This is a genomic window from Yimella lutea (assembly GCF_006715095.1).
GTDB classification, from domain to species: Bacteria; Actinomycetota; Actinomycetes; order Actinomycetales; family Dermatophilaceae; genus Yimella; species Yimella lutea.
Genome location: NZ_VFMO01000001.1, coordinates 1,817,266 through 1,831,105, shown reverse-complemented (window position 1 = coordinate 1,831,105; position 13,840 = coordinate 1,817,266). Strand labels below are relative to the sequence as shown.

General features: G+C 66.5%; 12 protein-coding genes and 6 tRNA genes. 5 read left to right on the top strand and 13 right to left on the bottom strand.

The genetic code is table 11. The annotated features are described in order from the left end of the window. The first annotated feature begins 79 nt into the window (after positions 1 to 79). On the top strand, positions 80 to 805 hold the full coding sequence (locus tag FB459_RS08700; protein WP_141928173.1) for a FadR/GntR family transcriptional regulator: 726 nt from the start codon (positions 80 to 82) through the stop codon (positions 803 to 805). A gap of 53 nt (positions 806 to 858) precedes the next feature. Here the strand turns inward: FB459_RS08700 and FB459_RS08695 are convergent. From FB459_RS08695 to FB459_RS08670, 6 genes are all read right to left on the bottom strand, one after another. Continuing rightward, positions 859 to 932: transfer RNA gene (locus FB459_RS08695), tRNA-Val, on the bottom strand. A gap of 79 nt (positions 933 to 1,011) precedes the next feature. After that, positions 1,012 to 1,542, bottom strand: coding sequence for a TIGR02611 family protein (locus FB459_RS08690; protein WP_141928172.1), 531 nt, complete (start codon positions 1,540 to 1,542; stop codon positions 1,012 to 1,014). Continuing rightward, complete coding sequence (locus FB459_RS08685) at positions 1,542 to 2,369, bottom strand: aminotransferase class IV (RefSeq protein ID WP_141928171.1); 828 nt, start codon at positions 2,367 to 2,369, stop codon at positions 1,542 to 1,544. Before FB459_RS08685 ends, FB459_RS08690 begins: the two co-directional genes overlap by 1 nt. Continuing rightward, positions 2,366 to 3,409, bottom strand: coding sequence for a chorismate-binding protein (locus tag FB459_RS08680; RefSeq protein WP_141928170.1), 1,044 nt, complete (start codon positions 3,407 to 3,409; stop codon positions 2,366 to 2,368). The genes FB459_RS08685 and FB459_RS08680 overlap by 4 nt, the downstream gene beginning before the upstream one ends. Before the next feature lie 144 nt (positions 3,410 to 3,553). Then, a tRNA-Val gene (locus FB459_RS08675) sits at positions 3,554 to 3,628 on the bottom strand. Between the two features lie 14 nt (positions 3,629 to 3,642). Beyond that, a tRNA-Gly gene (locus tag FB459_RS08670) sits at positions 3,643 to 3,715 on the bottom strand. A 94-nt stretch (positions 3,716 to 3,809) separates the two neighbouring features. On the opposite strand from FB459_RS08670, the gene FB459_RS08665 reads away from it, so the two are divergent. Beyond that, positions 3,810 to 4,733: a phosphatase PAP2 family protein gene (locus FB459_RS08665; protein WP_141928169.1), complete on the top strand. Its 924-nt coding sequence runs from the start codon at positions 3,810 to 3,812 to the stop codon at positions 4,731 to 4,733. A 58-nt stretch (positions 4,734 to 4,791) separates the two neighbouring features. Here the strand turns inward: FB459_RS08665 and FB459_RS08660 are convergent. From FB459_RS08660 to FB459_RS08645, 4 genes are all read right to left on the bottom strand, one after another. Beyond that, positions 4,792 to 4,866 (bottom strand) — tRNA-Val (locus tag FB459_RS08660). Between the two features lies 1 nt (position 4,867). Next, positions 4,868 to 4,939, bottom strand: a tRNA-Cys gene (locus FB459_RS08655). Between the two features lie 27 nt (positions 4,940 to 4,966). Beyond that, positions 4,967 to 5,039: transfer RNA gene (locus tag FB459_RS08650), tRNA-Gly, on the bottom strand. A 50-nt stretch (positions 5,040 to 5,089) separates the two neighbouring features. Further along, complete coding sequence (locus tag FB459_RS08645) at positions 5,090 to 6,136, bottom strand: YihY/virulence factor BrkB family protein (protein ID WP_141928168.1); 1,047 nt, start codon at positions 6,134 to 6,136, stop codon at positions 5,090 to 5,092. 182 nt (positions 6,137 to 6,318) lie between these two features. On the opposite strand from FB459_RS08645, the gene glgX reads away from it, so the two are divergent. Further along, entirely contained in the window at positions 6,319 to 8,478 is a 2,160-nt protein-coding gene (glgX, locus tag FB459_RS08640) for a glycogen debranching protein GlgX (protein WP_141928167.1), read from the top strand. Positions 8,479 to 8,546: 68 nt separating this feature from the next. Here the strand turns inward: glgX and FB459_RS08635 are convergent, their stop codons facing one another. Beyond that, positions 8,547 to 9,467 carry a PPK2 family polyphosphate kinase gene (locus FB459_RS08635; protein WP_425472376.1) on the bottom strand — a complete coding sequence of 307 codons (921 nt, stop codon included), beginning with the start codon at positions 9,465 to 9,467 and terminating at the stop codon, positions 8,547 to 8,549. A gap of 12 nt (positions 9,468 to 9,479) precedes the next feature. Between FB459_RS08635 and FB459_RS08630 the strand changes: the two genes are divergently transcribed. Beyond that, a complete protein-coding gene (locus FB459_RS08630; RefSeq protein ID WP_170221787.1) occupies positions 9,480 to 10,136 on the top strand; it encodes a dihydrofolate reductase family protein in 657 nt (218 codons plus the stop codon). Here the strand turns inward: FB459_RS08630 and FB459_RS08625 are convergent. Next, entirely contained in the window at positions 10,125 to 11,276 is a 1,152-nt protein-coding gene (locus FB459_RS08625; RefSeq protein WP_246092387.1) for an alpha/beta hydrolase family protein, read from the bottom strand. The genes FB459_RS08630 and FB459_RS08625 overlap by 12 nt on opposite strands. 37 nt (positions 11,277 to 11,313) lie before the next feature. Between FB459_RS08625 and FB459_RS08620 the strand changes: the two genes are divergently transcribed. Next, the gene (locus FB459_RS08620; protein WP_141928164.1) at positions 11,314 to 12,372 is read left to right on the top strand and encodes an ATP-dependent DNA ligase; all 1,059 of its coding nucleotides are present in this window, start codon (positions 11,314 to 11,316) and stop codon (positions 12,370 to 12,372) included. Positions 12,373 to 12,605: 233 nt separating this feature from the next. Here FB459_RS08620 and ligD read toward each other — a convergent pair whose 3' ends face one another. Continuing rightward, positions 12,606 to 13,649: a non-homologous end-joining DNA ligase gene (gene ligD / locus FB459_RS08615; protein WP_211345161.1), complete on the bottom strand. Its 1,044-nt coding sequence runs from the start codon at positions 13,647 to 13,649 to the stop codon at positions 12,606 to 12,608. Positions 13,650 to 13,840: the final 191 nt, after the last annotated feature.

Genomic DNA, 13,840 nt, shown 5'->3' with positions numbered 1-13,840 from the left:
GGCGTGGCGCCGCGACGTAGGCTCGGTCGCATTCACCAGGCCGAGAGCAGTTGCCGAGAGAAGCCGAAAGGGGACGCCGATGTCGGGTATCGGGCAGGCCGTCCGGACGCCGTCCGCGCCGCTGCTGCACCGCGCGCCCGCGCGCGAACTCGGCATCGAGATCATCGAGGGCAGAATCGCGGTCGACGCCGGCATGACGCTGGACGACCTGCAACGCCGCTTCGGGATCTCGCGCACCGTGGCCCGCGAGGTCGTCCGCGAACTGGAGACGCTGCACCTGGTCACTTCGCGTCGCCGGGTCGGCATCGTCGTGCAGGACCGCGCCGGCTGGAATGCGTTGCACCCCACCCTGATCGACTGGCGCCTGCATTCGACCGACCGCCCCAAGCAGTTGCGCGATCTCACTGAGCTGCGGCACGTCGTCGAGCCGGCCGCAGCCGGTGCGGCCGCCCGCCTGGCAACCGTCGAGGCCCGCGCAGCCCTCCCCCCGCTTGCTGCCCGGATGCGTGAACTGGGCGAGGCCGGACGCCTGGAGGAGTTCATGACCCTCGACATCCGGATGCACCGGATGATCCTGGAATCGAGCGGCAACGACCTCTTCGCCGCGATGGCGGATCTCGTTGAGGTCGTGCTCATCGGTCGCACGCAGTTGTCCCTCATGCCCCAGCAGCCCAAGCCGGAGGCGCTGGACGCGCACGAGGACGTCGCGGACGCCATCTGGCGTGGCGACACCAGGGCCGCGCAATCGGCGATGACAGCGATCACCGCCGAAGTGCTCGCTGCATTCACGGACGCTGCCGACTGACCGAACACTGAAGGACCCGACCAAAACGTGGCGGGTCCTTCAGTGCATGTCGGTGGATGTAAAGGGACTCGAACCCCTGACCTCTCGCGTGTGAAGCGAACGCTCTAACCAACTGAGCTATACATCCGTGCGGATCACAGCCCGCCCGGGCTGCGAGGAAGTACTTTACCCGCCGTTCAAGTCGCCGCCTAATCGGGCCTGTGCGCTCAGCCGAGGCCGGGCATTTGCTGCAGGAAGTCCTTGGCCGAGCCGGGCAACAAGCCGGGAATGCCGCCGAGCTTGAGGGTCAGCCAGACGACGAAGCACACGAACGCGAACGTCAGCAACGCGACAATGCCCTTGAACCACAACGGTTTCGGACGCATCCAGTCGTTCCAGGCTTCGACCTTCTCCCGGGCGAAGTTGAGCAGACGCGCGGCCCACATGAACTCGGTCGCCCAGATGCCGAGGCCGAGGAAGACGATCAACCAGCCCGGACCCGGGAACGGGATGGCGACGACGCCGATGCCGGTCACGATGAACCCGACGACACCGACCACGATTCGGTAGGTGTGGTTGGAGACCGGGTTCGCCGCGAGCTTGCGACGCCAGGCGAACTTGTATGTCTTGGGTGAGAACGGCTCCTCGAAGGCCCCGTCCGCGCGTCGCTTCGGCGCCACGGCGGTGCTCCCGCCGTCGCCGCCGGACACGACGTGCTTGTCCGCCACCTGCTCCCCCACTGCAGTCTCCTTCTTCATCACGCCAATGTTGCTGCTCGTGCCCGGAACGCGTCCGCGACCCGCGCTGTGACGGGACCGGGAGCGTCCATGTTCCGTTCGTCAACGCGCGACACGGCTTGCACATCCCGAGTGGACGAGGTGATGAACACCTCATCTGCAGTCTGGAGGATCGACAGCGGCAGCGCGACCTCCTTGACCGTGATGCCCTCTTCGCGAGCGGCGAGGATGGCGAGGTCGCGGGTGATCCCGGGCAGCAGGCCGGAGTCGGTCGGCGGGGTGAGCACGTCGCCGTCGACGACGACGAAGATGTTGCTGCCGGTGCCCTCGCACAGTTCGCCGCGGGTGTTGGCGAAGATCGCCTCGCTGCCGCCGCGTTCCTTCGCGTAGGCCAGCGCGACGACGTTCTCGGCGTACGAGGTGGTCTTCAGTCCGACGACTGCGCTGTTCTCGTTCCGGGTCCACGGAACGGTCGTGATTGCGGTCGTCCGCGGCGGACGCGGCACAGACCCCGCGAGGACGATGTACGTCGCCTCGGTGTCGTCACGGTCGGAGCCGAGCGGTCCCGGGCCGGCCGTCACGCTGTAACGAACACGCCCGAACTCCAACGGTTCTGACAGGACAGCGGCGATTCCCTCGTCCAGCCGGTCCCGGTCCGCGGGCGGCAGACCGAGGCCCTTGAGCGAGTTGTCGAGACGGTCGTGGTGCCGCTCCCGCGCGAACACCTCGTTGTTCTCGACCTTGCAGGTCTCGAACACCCCGTCGCCGACGGTGACGCCGTGGTCGAGCGCGCTGATGCTGGCTCGGTCGCCGACCAGCTCGCCGTTCACCCACACTCGAACCGTCATGACGTCCTCTCCTCCAACGCGACCTCGGCCAACCCGATCAGTCGTCTCGCCTTGAGCAGCGTTTCACACCACTCCGCCTCGGGGTCGGAGCCCCAGGTGATTCCGGCGCCCGTCCCGAACTTCAGCACCCGGCGTCCGGGCAAGGACTGCATCCAGAAGGTACGAATACCCACCGCCAACCGGGCGGTGGCAGTCTCGTTGTCGACGTACCCGATGGCACCGCAGTACGGTCCCCGCGACACTCGCTCGAGATCCCGAATTGCATGCAGGGCAGTGATTTTCGGCGCACCTGACACCGACCCGGGCGGGAACGACGCACCGAGGATGTCCGGCCAGCCGACTCCTGGACGCAGCAGCGAACGCACGGTCGAGACCAGGTGGACCAGGCCGGGATGCTGTTCGACCGCGCACAAGCCGTCGACCTCGACCGTGCCCGGCACGCTGACCGGTGCCAGGTCGTTGCGCACCAGGTCGGTGATCATGACGTTCTCGGTGAAGTCCTTCGGCAGCAACTCTTGCTCGGTCGGGGCGGTGCCCTTGATCGGCGCCGATGCAAGCCGGTCGCCGTCGCGCTCGAGGTACAGCTCCGGACTGGCACAGACGATCTCGAGTCCGGCTGTGGGCAGGTCGATCAGGGCGGCGTAGGGGGCCGGGTTTCCCGCCAGCAGGACGTCCGCCAGACGCCGCAGATCGAACGTCGCCGGCACATCGCGGGACAGCACCCGGCAGATGTTCGCCTGGTAGACCTCTCCGAGGGCGACGCGGCGGCGGACCTGCTCGACCGCAGCCTCGTACTGCGCATGGCTGAGCGAACTGCGCCAGGAATGCTCACCGTTGTCGGCGGCCGGCGTCGACCGGGTCTCCCGAACGGCGGGCCGAGCGACCCGGTCGACATGTTGCATCCGGACGGCGGTGAGTTGCCCCTCGAAAGTGATCACGACCACCCACACGCCGGGTTCGTCCAGCGCTGCGGCGTCGTGACGGATCTCCGCGACGCCTCTGGCCGACAGCCCGTCGAACTCTGCGTGTTCACCGGGCACTACCGACCTCCTTGGCGCCGAGCCCAGCTGGGTACCCGATCCGGGCCGGGGCGTCGTTGCCAAGTCAACCACCCCTGCGGCCTTCGGGATATGCGGTTGTGACGAGCAGAGGGGCCCCGGCTCATGCCGGGGCCTCTCTGCTCATGGTGGGCGATACTGGGTTTGAACCAGTGACCTCTTCCGTGTCAAGGAAGCGCGCTACCGCTGCGCCAATCGCCCTTGGAAATGAGGAGAGCGGACAACCGGGCTCGAACCGGCGACCTCAACCTTGGCAAGGTTGCGCTCTACCAACTGAGCTATGTCCGCCTGTGCCCTTGCGGGCAACGGCAAGACAATACCCGACAGTTCGCCGACTCTCCAAAACGAGTCCTTCGGGCCCCGGAAGGGTTCAATGGATGGCATGCCCGAACCAGCCGATGCCACACCGGGGCCCGAGACCGAGTCCGGTGCGCGAACCGCATTTCCCCGAGCCGTCGAGTCGATCGGTTCACGCGACCTCGGCCGCTGGACGACGTGGCTGGGTCGGCTGCTGCTGCGTGCCTTCCGGTGGCTGGAGCGCACGATTCGCCGGTACTCCGCGGACGGCAGTCTCTCCCTCGCAGCCCTGATCACGGCCGCGCTGGGCGTCCTCCTGCTCGGTGCTTCGCAGGCGATCGCAGCGCAGGTGTACGACAACGTGCTCGACCACAACGGAGTCGCCGGGTGGGACCGCCCGGTGCTCGACCGGATGGTTTCGTGGCGCTCCCCCGGTGCCGACGCCGCAGTCACGCACTTCACCGACATCGGTGGAAAGGTCGGCGGCCCGATCCTCGGCGTGGTGCTGACCGCCCTGCTGTGCCTGCTGTGGCGCCGTCGGACGCCGGCCGTGCTCATGGGAATCGCGATGACGGGATCGCTGCTGGTGACCGTCCTCGGCAAGGAAGCGACCGCCCGCCTGCGCCCGCCGACGCAGCTCGCGGTGCCGCCCTTCGAGTCCTCGCCGTCCTTCCCGTCCGGCCACACCCTGAACATGACGGTGATGATGGGCATCGCGGCGTACGTCTTGCTGGTCTGGTCGCACCGCACCTGGGCCCGCGTCGCCACGGTGCTCCTGACGGCGGCGATGACGATCACAATGGGTCTGTCCCGCGTCTATCTCGGGCACCACTGGCTCACCGACGTGATCGCGGCGTGGTTCCTCGGCATCGGCTGGGTGGTCGCCGTGGTGACCGTGCACCGGCTGACGATCACCGTGCGGCGCACGCGCGCCGACCATATCGCCGGGCGGCGTGAACTCTTCGAGGTCGCCGGGGTCCGACCGCCCGAGGACGAGCCCTCGCACTGAGCACGACTCCAAAACGCAGCAGGTCCCGGCCGAGAACGACCGGGACCTGCTTGCGTACTGGTGGGCGATACTGGGTTTGAACCAGTGACCTCTTCCGTGTCAAGGAAGCGCGCTACCGCTGCGCCAATCGCCCGAGGTGGCGACGGGATTCGAACCCGTGTAGACGGCTTTGCAGGCCGTTGCCTAAGCCTCTCGGCCACGCCACCGGAGATCTCACGACAAAGCGAGATCAGAGCGGACAACCGGGCTCGAACCGGCGACCTCAACCTTGGCAAGGTTGCGCTCTACCAACTGAGCTATGTCCGCCTGCGCCTGGAATCACGCTGTGGAAACGCGTTCAGGTGCGGTGCATGAGGCTAACCGATGGACGCCGCCGAATCCAGCCGGGGTGCGGGTGTGTCGCCGTCGCCATCGGTGCTCGCCTTCGGATTAGTCGGGAACTGTTCGTCGTCCGGATCTTGTGACCGCGCGGCGGGTGCTGGGTTGACCTTCTTGCCGGCGGATCCGTTGCGGGCCAGCGGGATCGGTCCCGTGCGGACGTCATTGACGCGGGCGCGGGTGCGCGAGACACCGTCGCTGAGCAGTTCGCGCGCCCGGTGATGGGCCGGTAAGAACTCCTGCACGGGCCACAGCTTCATCGTGGCGGCGTTCAGCGCTGCCCCGATGAGTACCGCGATGCCGAGGAAGTACAGGAAGATCAGCACCACGATGGCTGCCGCGAGCGGCCCGTAGATGCTGGTGCCACCGACCGAGGCACCGAGCAGGAAGCGCAGCGCCATGGCCGACAGCACCCAGATCACCAGGGTGAGAACGGCCCCCGGCAGGTCGCGTACCCAGGGCGTCTTGATCGGCGTGGCGAGATAGAAGAGCGTCGCGAACCCGAGGATCGTCAAGCCGCCGACGAGGGGCCAGTAGAAGACCATCAGCACCTGCAGCCGCGCCGGCAGCCATTCGCTGAGCAACTGCGGACCGATGACGATCAACGGCACGACGATAGCCCCGAAGGCGAGCGTGACGAAGTACAGGCTCAGGCTCATCAACCGGGTGCGGACGATGCCTCGTTTGCCGCCCTGCCCGTACATGATCGAGACGGTGTCGAGCAGCACGTTGAGTGCACGTGATCCCGACCAGAGCGACAACAGGAAACCGGCGGAGATGACGTCGGGTCTTCCGCCGCGCAGCGCGTCGGAGATCGTGGGCATCAGGACATCACGCAACGAGTTCTCGGTGAGGAACTGGGACGAGTAGGCCTCGATCGCCTCGGTGACACGAGTCACAGCGTTCTCACCGATCCACCCACCGAGATAACCGACCCCGCCGAGCAATCCGAACACCAGCGGCGGGAACGACAGGAGGGCGAAGAAACCGGCTTCCGCCGCCAGGCCGGTCACCCGATATCGCATGCACAAACGCACGGTTTCGCGGGTCAGACGTGCCAGCGCGAGTGCCCCTGGGATCCGCCCGAGTGCGCGTGTTGCGCGGCTGCGCGGACTCACCCGCACGCCCCGGACGCCGACCTCGTGAAGCACATGTCACCCACGGTAATGGTCCGAACGGCTCCCGCCGTGCACCACAATGGCGTGCCATGGACATCTGGCCGGGACAGCCCTATCCGCTCGGCGCCACCTTCGACGGTTCTGGCGTCAACTTTGCGATCTTCTCCTCCGTCGCCGAAAGGGTGGAACTGTGCCTGCTCACACCCGGTGAAGAGCCGGGTGAGGACGGCGAACACACCTGGGACGAGGAGCGCATCGATCTGACCGAGGTCGACGGACACGTCTGGCACGCCTACCTGCCCGGGGTGCAGCCCGGTCAGCGGTACGGCTTCCGGGTGCACGGCCCCTACGACCCTGAGCTCGGCCACCGCTGCAATCCCTCGAAACTGCTGCTCGACCCGTACGCGAAGGCGATCGACGGGCAGATCGACGGCGACGAGTCGCTCTTCTCCTACCGTTTCGACGACCCGGACGCATTCAACGACGACGACTCGCTCGACCACACGATGCTCTCGGTGGTGGTGAACCCCTTCTTCGACTGGGGCCACGACCGTCCGCCCAGGCACGAGTACCACGACAGCGTCATCTACGAGATGCACGTCAAGGGCCTGACGATGACCCACCCGGACGTGCCCGAGGAGATCCGCGGCACCTATGCCGCCGTCGCGCACCCGGCGATCATCGACCACCTGCAGCAACTCGGCGTGACGGCGGTCGAACTCCTGCCGGTGCACCAGTTCGTCCAGGACTCGACCCTGGTCGACAAGGGCCTGTCGAACTACTGGGGCTACAACACCATCGGTTTCCTCGCGCCGCACAACGCGTACAGCGCCGGCGGGAGCGAAGGTCAGCAGGTCACGGAGTTCAAGGCGATGGTGAAGGCGCTGCACGCTGCCGACATCGAGGTCATCCTCGACGTCGTCTACAACCACACCGCCGAGGGCAACCAGCTCGGTCCGACGCTGGCGTTCCGCGGCCTGGACAATGCCCACTACTACCGGCTGGTCGACAGCGACCCGGCGCACTACTACGACACCACCGGCACCGGCAACAGCCTGCTGATGCGCAGCCCGCACGTGCTGCAGCTGATCATGGACTCGCTGCGGTACTGGGTCACCGAGATGCATGTCGACGGTTTCCGGTTCGACCTCGCCGCCACGCTGGCGCGACAGTTCCACGAGGTCGACCGCCTCTCGGCGTTCTTCGACATCATCCAGCAGGACCCGATCATCAGTCAGGTGAAGCTGATCGCGGAGCCCTGGGACCTGGGCGACGGTGGCTATCAGGTTGGCAACTTCCCGCCGCTGTGGACCGAGTGGAACGGCAAGTACCGCGACACCGTCCGTGACTTCTGGCGCGGTGAGCCATCGACACTGGCCGAATTCGCTTCTCGCCTCACCGGATCCAGCGACCTGTATGCACACTCGGGACGCCGTCCGATCGCGTCGATCAACTTCATCACCGCCCACGACGGCTTCACGTTGCGTGACCTGGTCAGCTACAACGAGAAGCACAACGAGGCCAACGGCGAGGGCGGCAACGACGGCGAGGCGCACAACCGGTCCTGGAACTGCGGCGTCGAGGGCGAGACCGACGACCCGCAGGTCCGCTCGCTGCGGGCGCGTCAGCAGCGCAACTTCCTCACCACGCTGCTGCTGAGCCAGGGTGTGCCGATGCTCGCTCACGGCGACGAACTCGGCCGTACGCAGCTCGGCAACAACAACGTGTACTGCCAGGACAACGAACTGGCGTGGTTCGACTGGGACCTCGACGAGGACGAGCAGTCGCTGCTGGACTTCGCGAGCAAGGTCATCTCGCTACGTCGCGAGCACCCGACCTTCCGTCGGCGCCGGTTCTTCTCCGGCGACGCCGGACACGGCGGTGAGAGCACCCTCGGCGACATCGGCTGGTTCACGCCCGACGGCAACCACATGACCCAGATCGACTGGCGCAACGGCCTGGCACGTGAGGTCGCGGTGTTCCTCAACGGTGCAGCGATCCAGGCGCCGGACCCCCAGGGGCGACGGGTCATCGACGACCACTTCCTGCTGCTGTTCAACGCCGGCGACCAGGAGACGACGTTCACCGTCCCGACCGTGGTCGAGGACGCGGAGTGGAGCGTCGTGCTCGACACCGCCGACGAAGCCATCGATGAGACCGAGGAGCGCGTAGCCACCGGTGGGTACGAACTCACCCTGGCCGGCCGGTCCATCGTGGTACTCAGCTGCACCCCGGACGAGGAGCAGTGAACCGGACCTGACAAACCCGTGAAGGGCTCCCCGATCGCTCGGGGAGCCCTTCACTGCGGAGTTCGGTTTCAGGACGCTTCGAGACGCGCCTTCTGTTCCTCGACGTCGAAGTCGGCGTCCGGCCAGGGCTGGTCGAGTTCACGCAGGTGCTGCAGCAGGATCTGCTGGACAGCCAACCGCGCGTACCACTTGCGGTTCGCCGGCACCACGTACCAGGCAGCGCTGTCGGTGGAGGTCTTGTCCAACGCGGCCTGGTAGGCCTCCTGGTAGGCGTCCCAGAGCTCGCGCTCATCGATGTCGCCCGGGTTGAACTTCCACCACTTGTCGCGGCGATCGAGCCGCTCCATCAGGCGCGCCTTCTGCTCGTCGGCGTCGATGTGCAACATCACCTTGATGATCCGGGTGCCGTTGTCGGTCACCGACTTCTCGAAGGTGTTGATCTGCGAGTACCGCCGCTGCCAGGTAGTGGCCGGAACGAGATTGCGCACCCGTGCGATGAGCACGTCCTCGTAGTGCGACCGGTCGAAGACACCGATCATCCCAGGTTTCGGCAACGCCTTGCGGATCCGCCACAGGAACGGGTGCTTGCGCTCCTCGGCGTTCGGCGCCTTGAAAGAGGTCAGCGAAACTCCCTGCGGGTCAACGCTTCCCACGACGTGACGCATGATCCCGCCCTTGCCTGAGGTGTCCATGCCCTGGATCACCAACAGGACGGACGTGCCGTCGCCGTCACGCCCGTTGGCGTAGAGGCGCTCCTGCAGTTCGCCGAGCTCGGCGGCGCTCGCTGCGAGCAGTTCCTCCGCTTCCGCCTTGTCACCCTTGTAGCCGGGAGTGGACGAGGCATCCAGGGAGCTGAGCTCGAATCCTGGTGCGACGCAAAGCTTCTCGGTGATCTCGGCTGCGAGATCGCCGGACTTCTTGAGCTGCTTGTCCGACTTCTTGTCGGACTTCTTCGTCTTCTTCTTGGCCATACGGGATGATCTCACGATTGGATGACCGACATGAGGAAACTGCTCCCCGATCACGCAGCAATCACGCCCGGTGATCTGCCGGACGCCTACGAATGCGGCGTCGATCGCGGCTGGTTCGTGCGGCTGAACTTCGTTGCGACAGTGGACGGTTCGGTTGTCGGCGGGGATCATCGGTCGGGGTCGATCAACAATGACGTCGACGGGCTCGTCTTCCACATGCTGCGGGCGTGGGCCGATGTCATCGCGGTCGGCGCAGGCACCGCACGCGCCGAGCAGTACGACGCACCGATCACCGACGAGCGGTGGCGATCGCTGCGTGCAGGGCGCCCGGAACACCCCGCGATGGCCGTGCTGAGCACCGAAGCGGAACTGCCGCCGGGGATGGACACGATGGGTCGTGATGACGTCTTCGCGGTCGACAGCAGCGGCCCGGACGGAGTGCGAACGGCTCTGCACCGTCTGCGCCGACGCGGCTACAACCGCGTGCTGCTCGAAGGCGGCCCGACCATTGCGGGCCTCGCCCTCGGGGACGACCTGATCGACGAGATCTGCCTGACCACCTCGCCGTTGTTGGTGGGCGGCTCGGCCCACCGGATGGTCGACGGAGCACCGCTCGACCTGCGCGCGAGGCTGGTCGGACTGATCGAATCCGAGTCGACGCTGCTGGCTCGTTGGTCAGTGCGCTGAGGCCGGCGCACAGAAGTTACGCACGACCTTCTCCCAGCGCTCACTGTCGACATTCCACTCCCGGCAATGCCGTGCCACCTCGAAGGTCTCCAGACGCACCAGATCGGGTCGTGCGTCGGCGAGGTCCTGCGATGGTTCGAAGGGCACGAAGTCATCGTCGACCGAGTGGATCAGCAGCGTCGGCTTCGTCAGTTCCCCCGCTCGGGTGACCCAGTCGGCCCGGGTGACGTCGAGTGGCTCGGCCAACCCGATCAGGTTGCGGTGCAACGGTCCTCGCATCAGGTCGAGCCCGACCCGACTGACGACACCGGGCAGCTTGTTGAGCCCCGCGTGGAAGGCCAGCACGTGCCGCCAATTGATCACCGGGGCGTCCAGCACGATCCGGCTGACATGCTCGGCCAGCGGCGATCGATCGACGGTCTGCAATACGGTGGCGCCACCCATCGACCACCCGAACAACTGAATGTCGGCGGCACCCGCGTCCAGGACGTAGCGCATGGCCGCTTCGACGTCCTGCCACTCGGTGAGGCCGAGGTTGTACAGACCGTCGGCTCCGGACGGGACCCCTGGATCGTTGCGATAGTTGATGATCAATGCGTTGATTCCGCAACGTTGCAGGGTCGGCAGCGCTCGCAGACACTCCGAGCGCAGCGCGCCGCGCCCGTGCACCAGGACGGCCCACCGGGTGGAGTCGGGCACGTCCATCCGCCAGGCCGGCATGTCCCCCACCGGGCTGCGATAGACCACCTCGCGCAGATCGATACCGAGGGAGTCCGCCGGCGGTCCGACGAAGTAGCTGCCGTTGACCCGCGCCGGTCCGGCATCGAGCTCACCGAAGTCGACGCCGAGCAGTTCACGGGTGACCTCCTCGCCCTCCACGGCGAGCACGTCCCCGATGCGGGCGTGGGTGTCGTACCCACCGACGAAGAGTCCGTAGCGGCCGGGCGCAACGGTCTCGTCGTTGACGTCGAGGGTGATCGTGAGGTCGTTGAACGTCCTGACCACGCTCTTGTCGGCCGGCGGCTCGGGTGTGAGCACCTTGCGGGCGAAGACGGCGGCAGCCGACGTGACGGCTCCGGCCCCCATGAGGGCTCCGGCGCCGAGCATGGAGGCGGCACGAACGATGTGGCGAGGCTGCACCTGTCCATCGTGACATCCGGGCAGCACAATGGCGGGCATGACCGTGCCGTTCGAGACCCCGATCACGCCGATGCTGGCCAAGGCCACTCCCGCGGTGCCCACACCCGACGACACCAAGCGGTACCTGTACGAACCCAAGTGGGACGGCTTCCGGTGTGTTCTGGTGAAGGACGGGGACGAGGTCGAACTCGAGTCGCGTGGCTCCAAACCGCTCACCCGTTACTTCCCCGAACTGATCGAAGCGGCTCGTCGGCTGCTGCCGCAGCAGTGTGTCCTGGACGGCGAGATCGTCGTTCGCTCCGGCGCACCGGGAGCGCAGCGCCTGTCGTTCGAAGCGCTCGGGCAGCGCATCCACCCGGCCGCCTCGAGGGTGACCAAGCTGTCGGTGGAGACACCCGCCGAGGTGATCTTCTTCGACTGCCTGTGGACCGGCGGTGACTCGTTGATGGAACAACCGTTCGCCGAACGCCGCTGCGCGCTGGTCGAGGCACTCGACGGTCTGCCCACCGACGGCCCCTTCCACCTGACCCGCGTGACCGAGGATCCCCAGGTCGCGCAGCAGTGGTTCGAACAGTTCGAGGGAGCCGGTCTGGACGGCGTGATCGCCAAGGATGTCACCAGCCCGTACCAGCCGGGCAAGCGCTCGATGCTGAAGATCAAGCACAGCCGCACGTGTGAGGCGGTGCTGCTGGGTTATCGAATTCACAAGAGCGGCAACGGAGTCGGCTCGCTCCTGCTCGGGCTGTACGACGACGACGGCAACTTGCGCAATGTCGGCGGCATTCTTGCGTTCACCGCGAAGCGACGAGTGGAGCTGATCGACGAACTCGCCGACCTCGTGGTCACCGACGACGAGGGAGAGACGGTTCGTGGCGAGACCGACCGGTCGCGGTTCAGCAGCAACAAGGACGTGTCGTTCGTACGCCTTCGTCCGGAGCGCGTGGTCGAGGTGAAGTTCGATCAACTCGAGGGTTCTCGTTTCCGGCACGGCGTGACGTTCCTGCGCTGGCGGCCCGATCGCGACCCCGAATCGTGCCTGCTGGACCAGGTGGAGCGCGCCCCGGCGTACGACCTCGGCGCGGTACTCAGCCGCTGATCATCACCGGACGAAGATCGGCGCCGGACCTCCCCCGAGGATCCGGCGCCGATCTCTTGCCCCCACGAACATCCTGTCGATCGGCAGCCGGGGTGACCATGGGGAGAACTCCCCATGGGCTACTCGGGCAGGCCCGACACAACCCGCCGGTCGAGTGGTGAGGCAGGGTTACCGACCGAGCGCGATCGAGACATGGTGCCGGCGAACGTAAACCCGCCCGAATCGACAGCTCTTCATCGAAATTCGGGATCCGGCAGGTCGTTGCGTTTCTTGCTCGGTTGGACGCGGCGCGGCTCGCCGGGCATCTTCGGATAATCGGGAGGAAAGTTCAGTTCGCCGAGCCCGCGTTCCTGAACGTCTCTGTCCCACAACGCGATCGCGGCAGCGATATCGCCGGGCTCGCCGCGATCGGCCCACGCATCACCTTCGGATTCGACGATGCCGGGAGCGGTGCGCACGGTGAACTCGCGCGGGTCGGCGTCCGCCAGCCGTTCCCAGGTGAGCGGCATGGAGACAGGAGCACCGGGCAAAGGACGTGGCGAATACGCGCCGGCGATCGTGCGATCCCGGCACGCCTGGTTGAAGTCGACGAAGACTCGCTCGCCTCGTTCTTCCTTCCACCACGCCGTGGTCACCAGATCGGGCAGGCGGCGCTCGAGTTCGCGAGCGATACCGATGACGCCGTGGCGGACGTCGAGGAACTCGTGCGTCGGTTCGATCGAGGCGTACACGTGGACTCCCCGGTTGCCGGAGGTCTTCACTCGCGGTTGGAAGCCGAGTTCGGTGAGCAGGTCGCGTAACGGTAAGGCTGCTTCGACAGCATCCTTGAAACCGCGCCCGGGTTGCGGGTCGAGGTCGATGCGCAGTTCGTCCGGGTTGTCGTTGTCATAGGCGCAGACCGGCCACGGATGGAAGGTGACGGTGTTCATCTGTGCACACCACACCGCGGCAGCCGGCTCGTCGAGCACCAACTGCGGGTGCTTGCGTCCGGAGGGGTAGGTACACATGACCGAGCGCATGTACTCGGGCACTCCGCGGGGAGGGTTCTTGGAGAAGAACTGCTCCCCCTCGATGCCCTCCGGAAACCGTTCCAGCGCGACGGGTCTGTTGCCGTTGGCGTGGATGAACACCTCGCCGACGGCGACCAGATACTGCGCCAGATCGAGCTTGGTGATCCCGTCCTGGGGATAGATCAGTCGGTCCGGACTGGAGATCTTCACCGTCCGGACGCCGGCCGGTCCGTCGACCTCGAGCATCACCGGCTTCGCAGCTGCCATGTACTCACCCTAGGGGCCTGGCACGCCGGCAGCCCGGGTGTTCCGATCCGCGGTTCGCACAGTTGGGCCCGGCGACTTTGCCATCTCATGACCGAACCGTTGCCGGACATTCACCGAAACCGGAGGGGAAGGACATCGGGGCGACCTAGCGTCGGAACTGCCCCGTCCCAAGACCCAGTCAAATTCCCCCG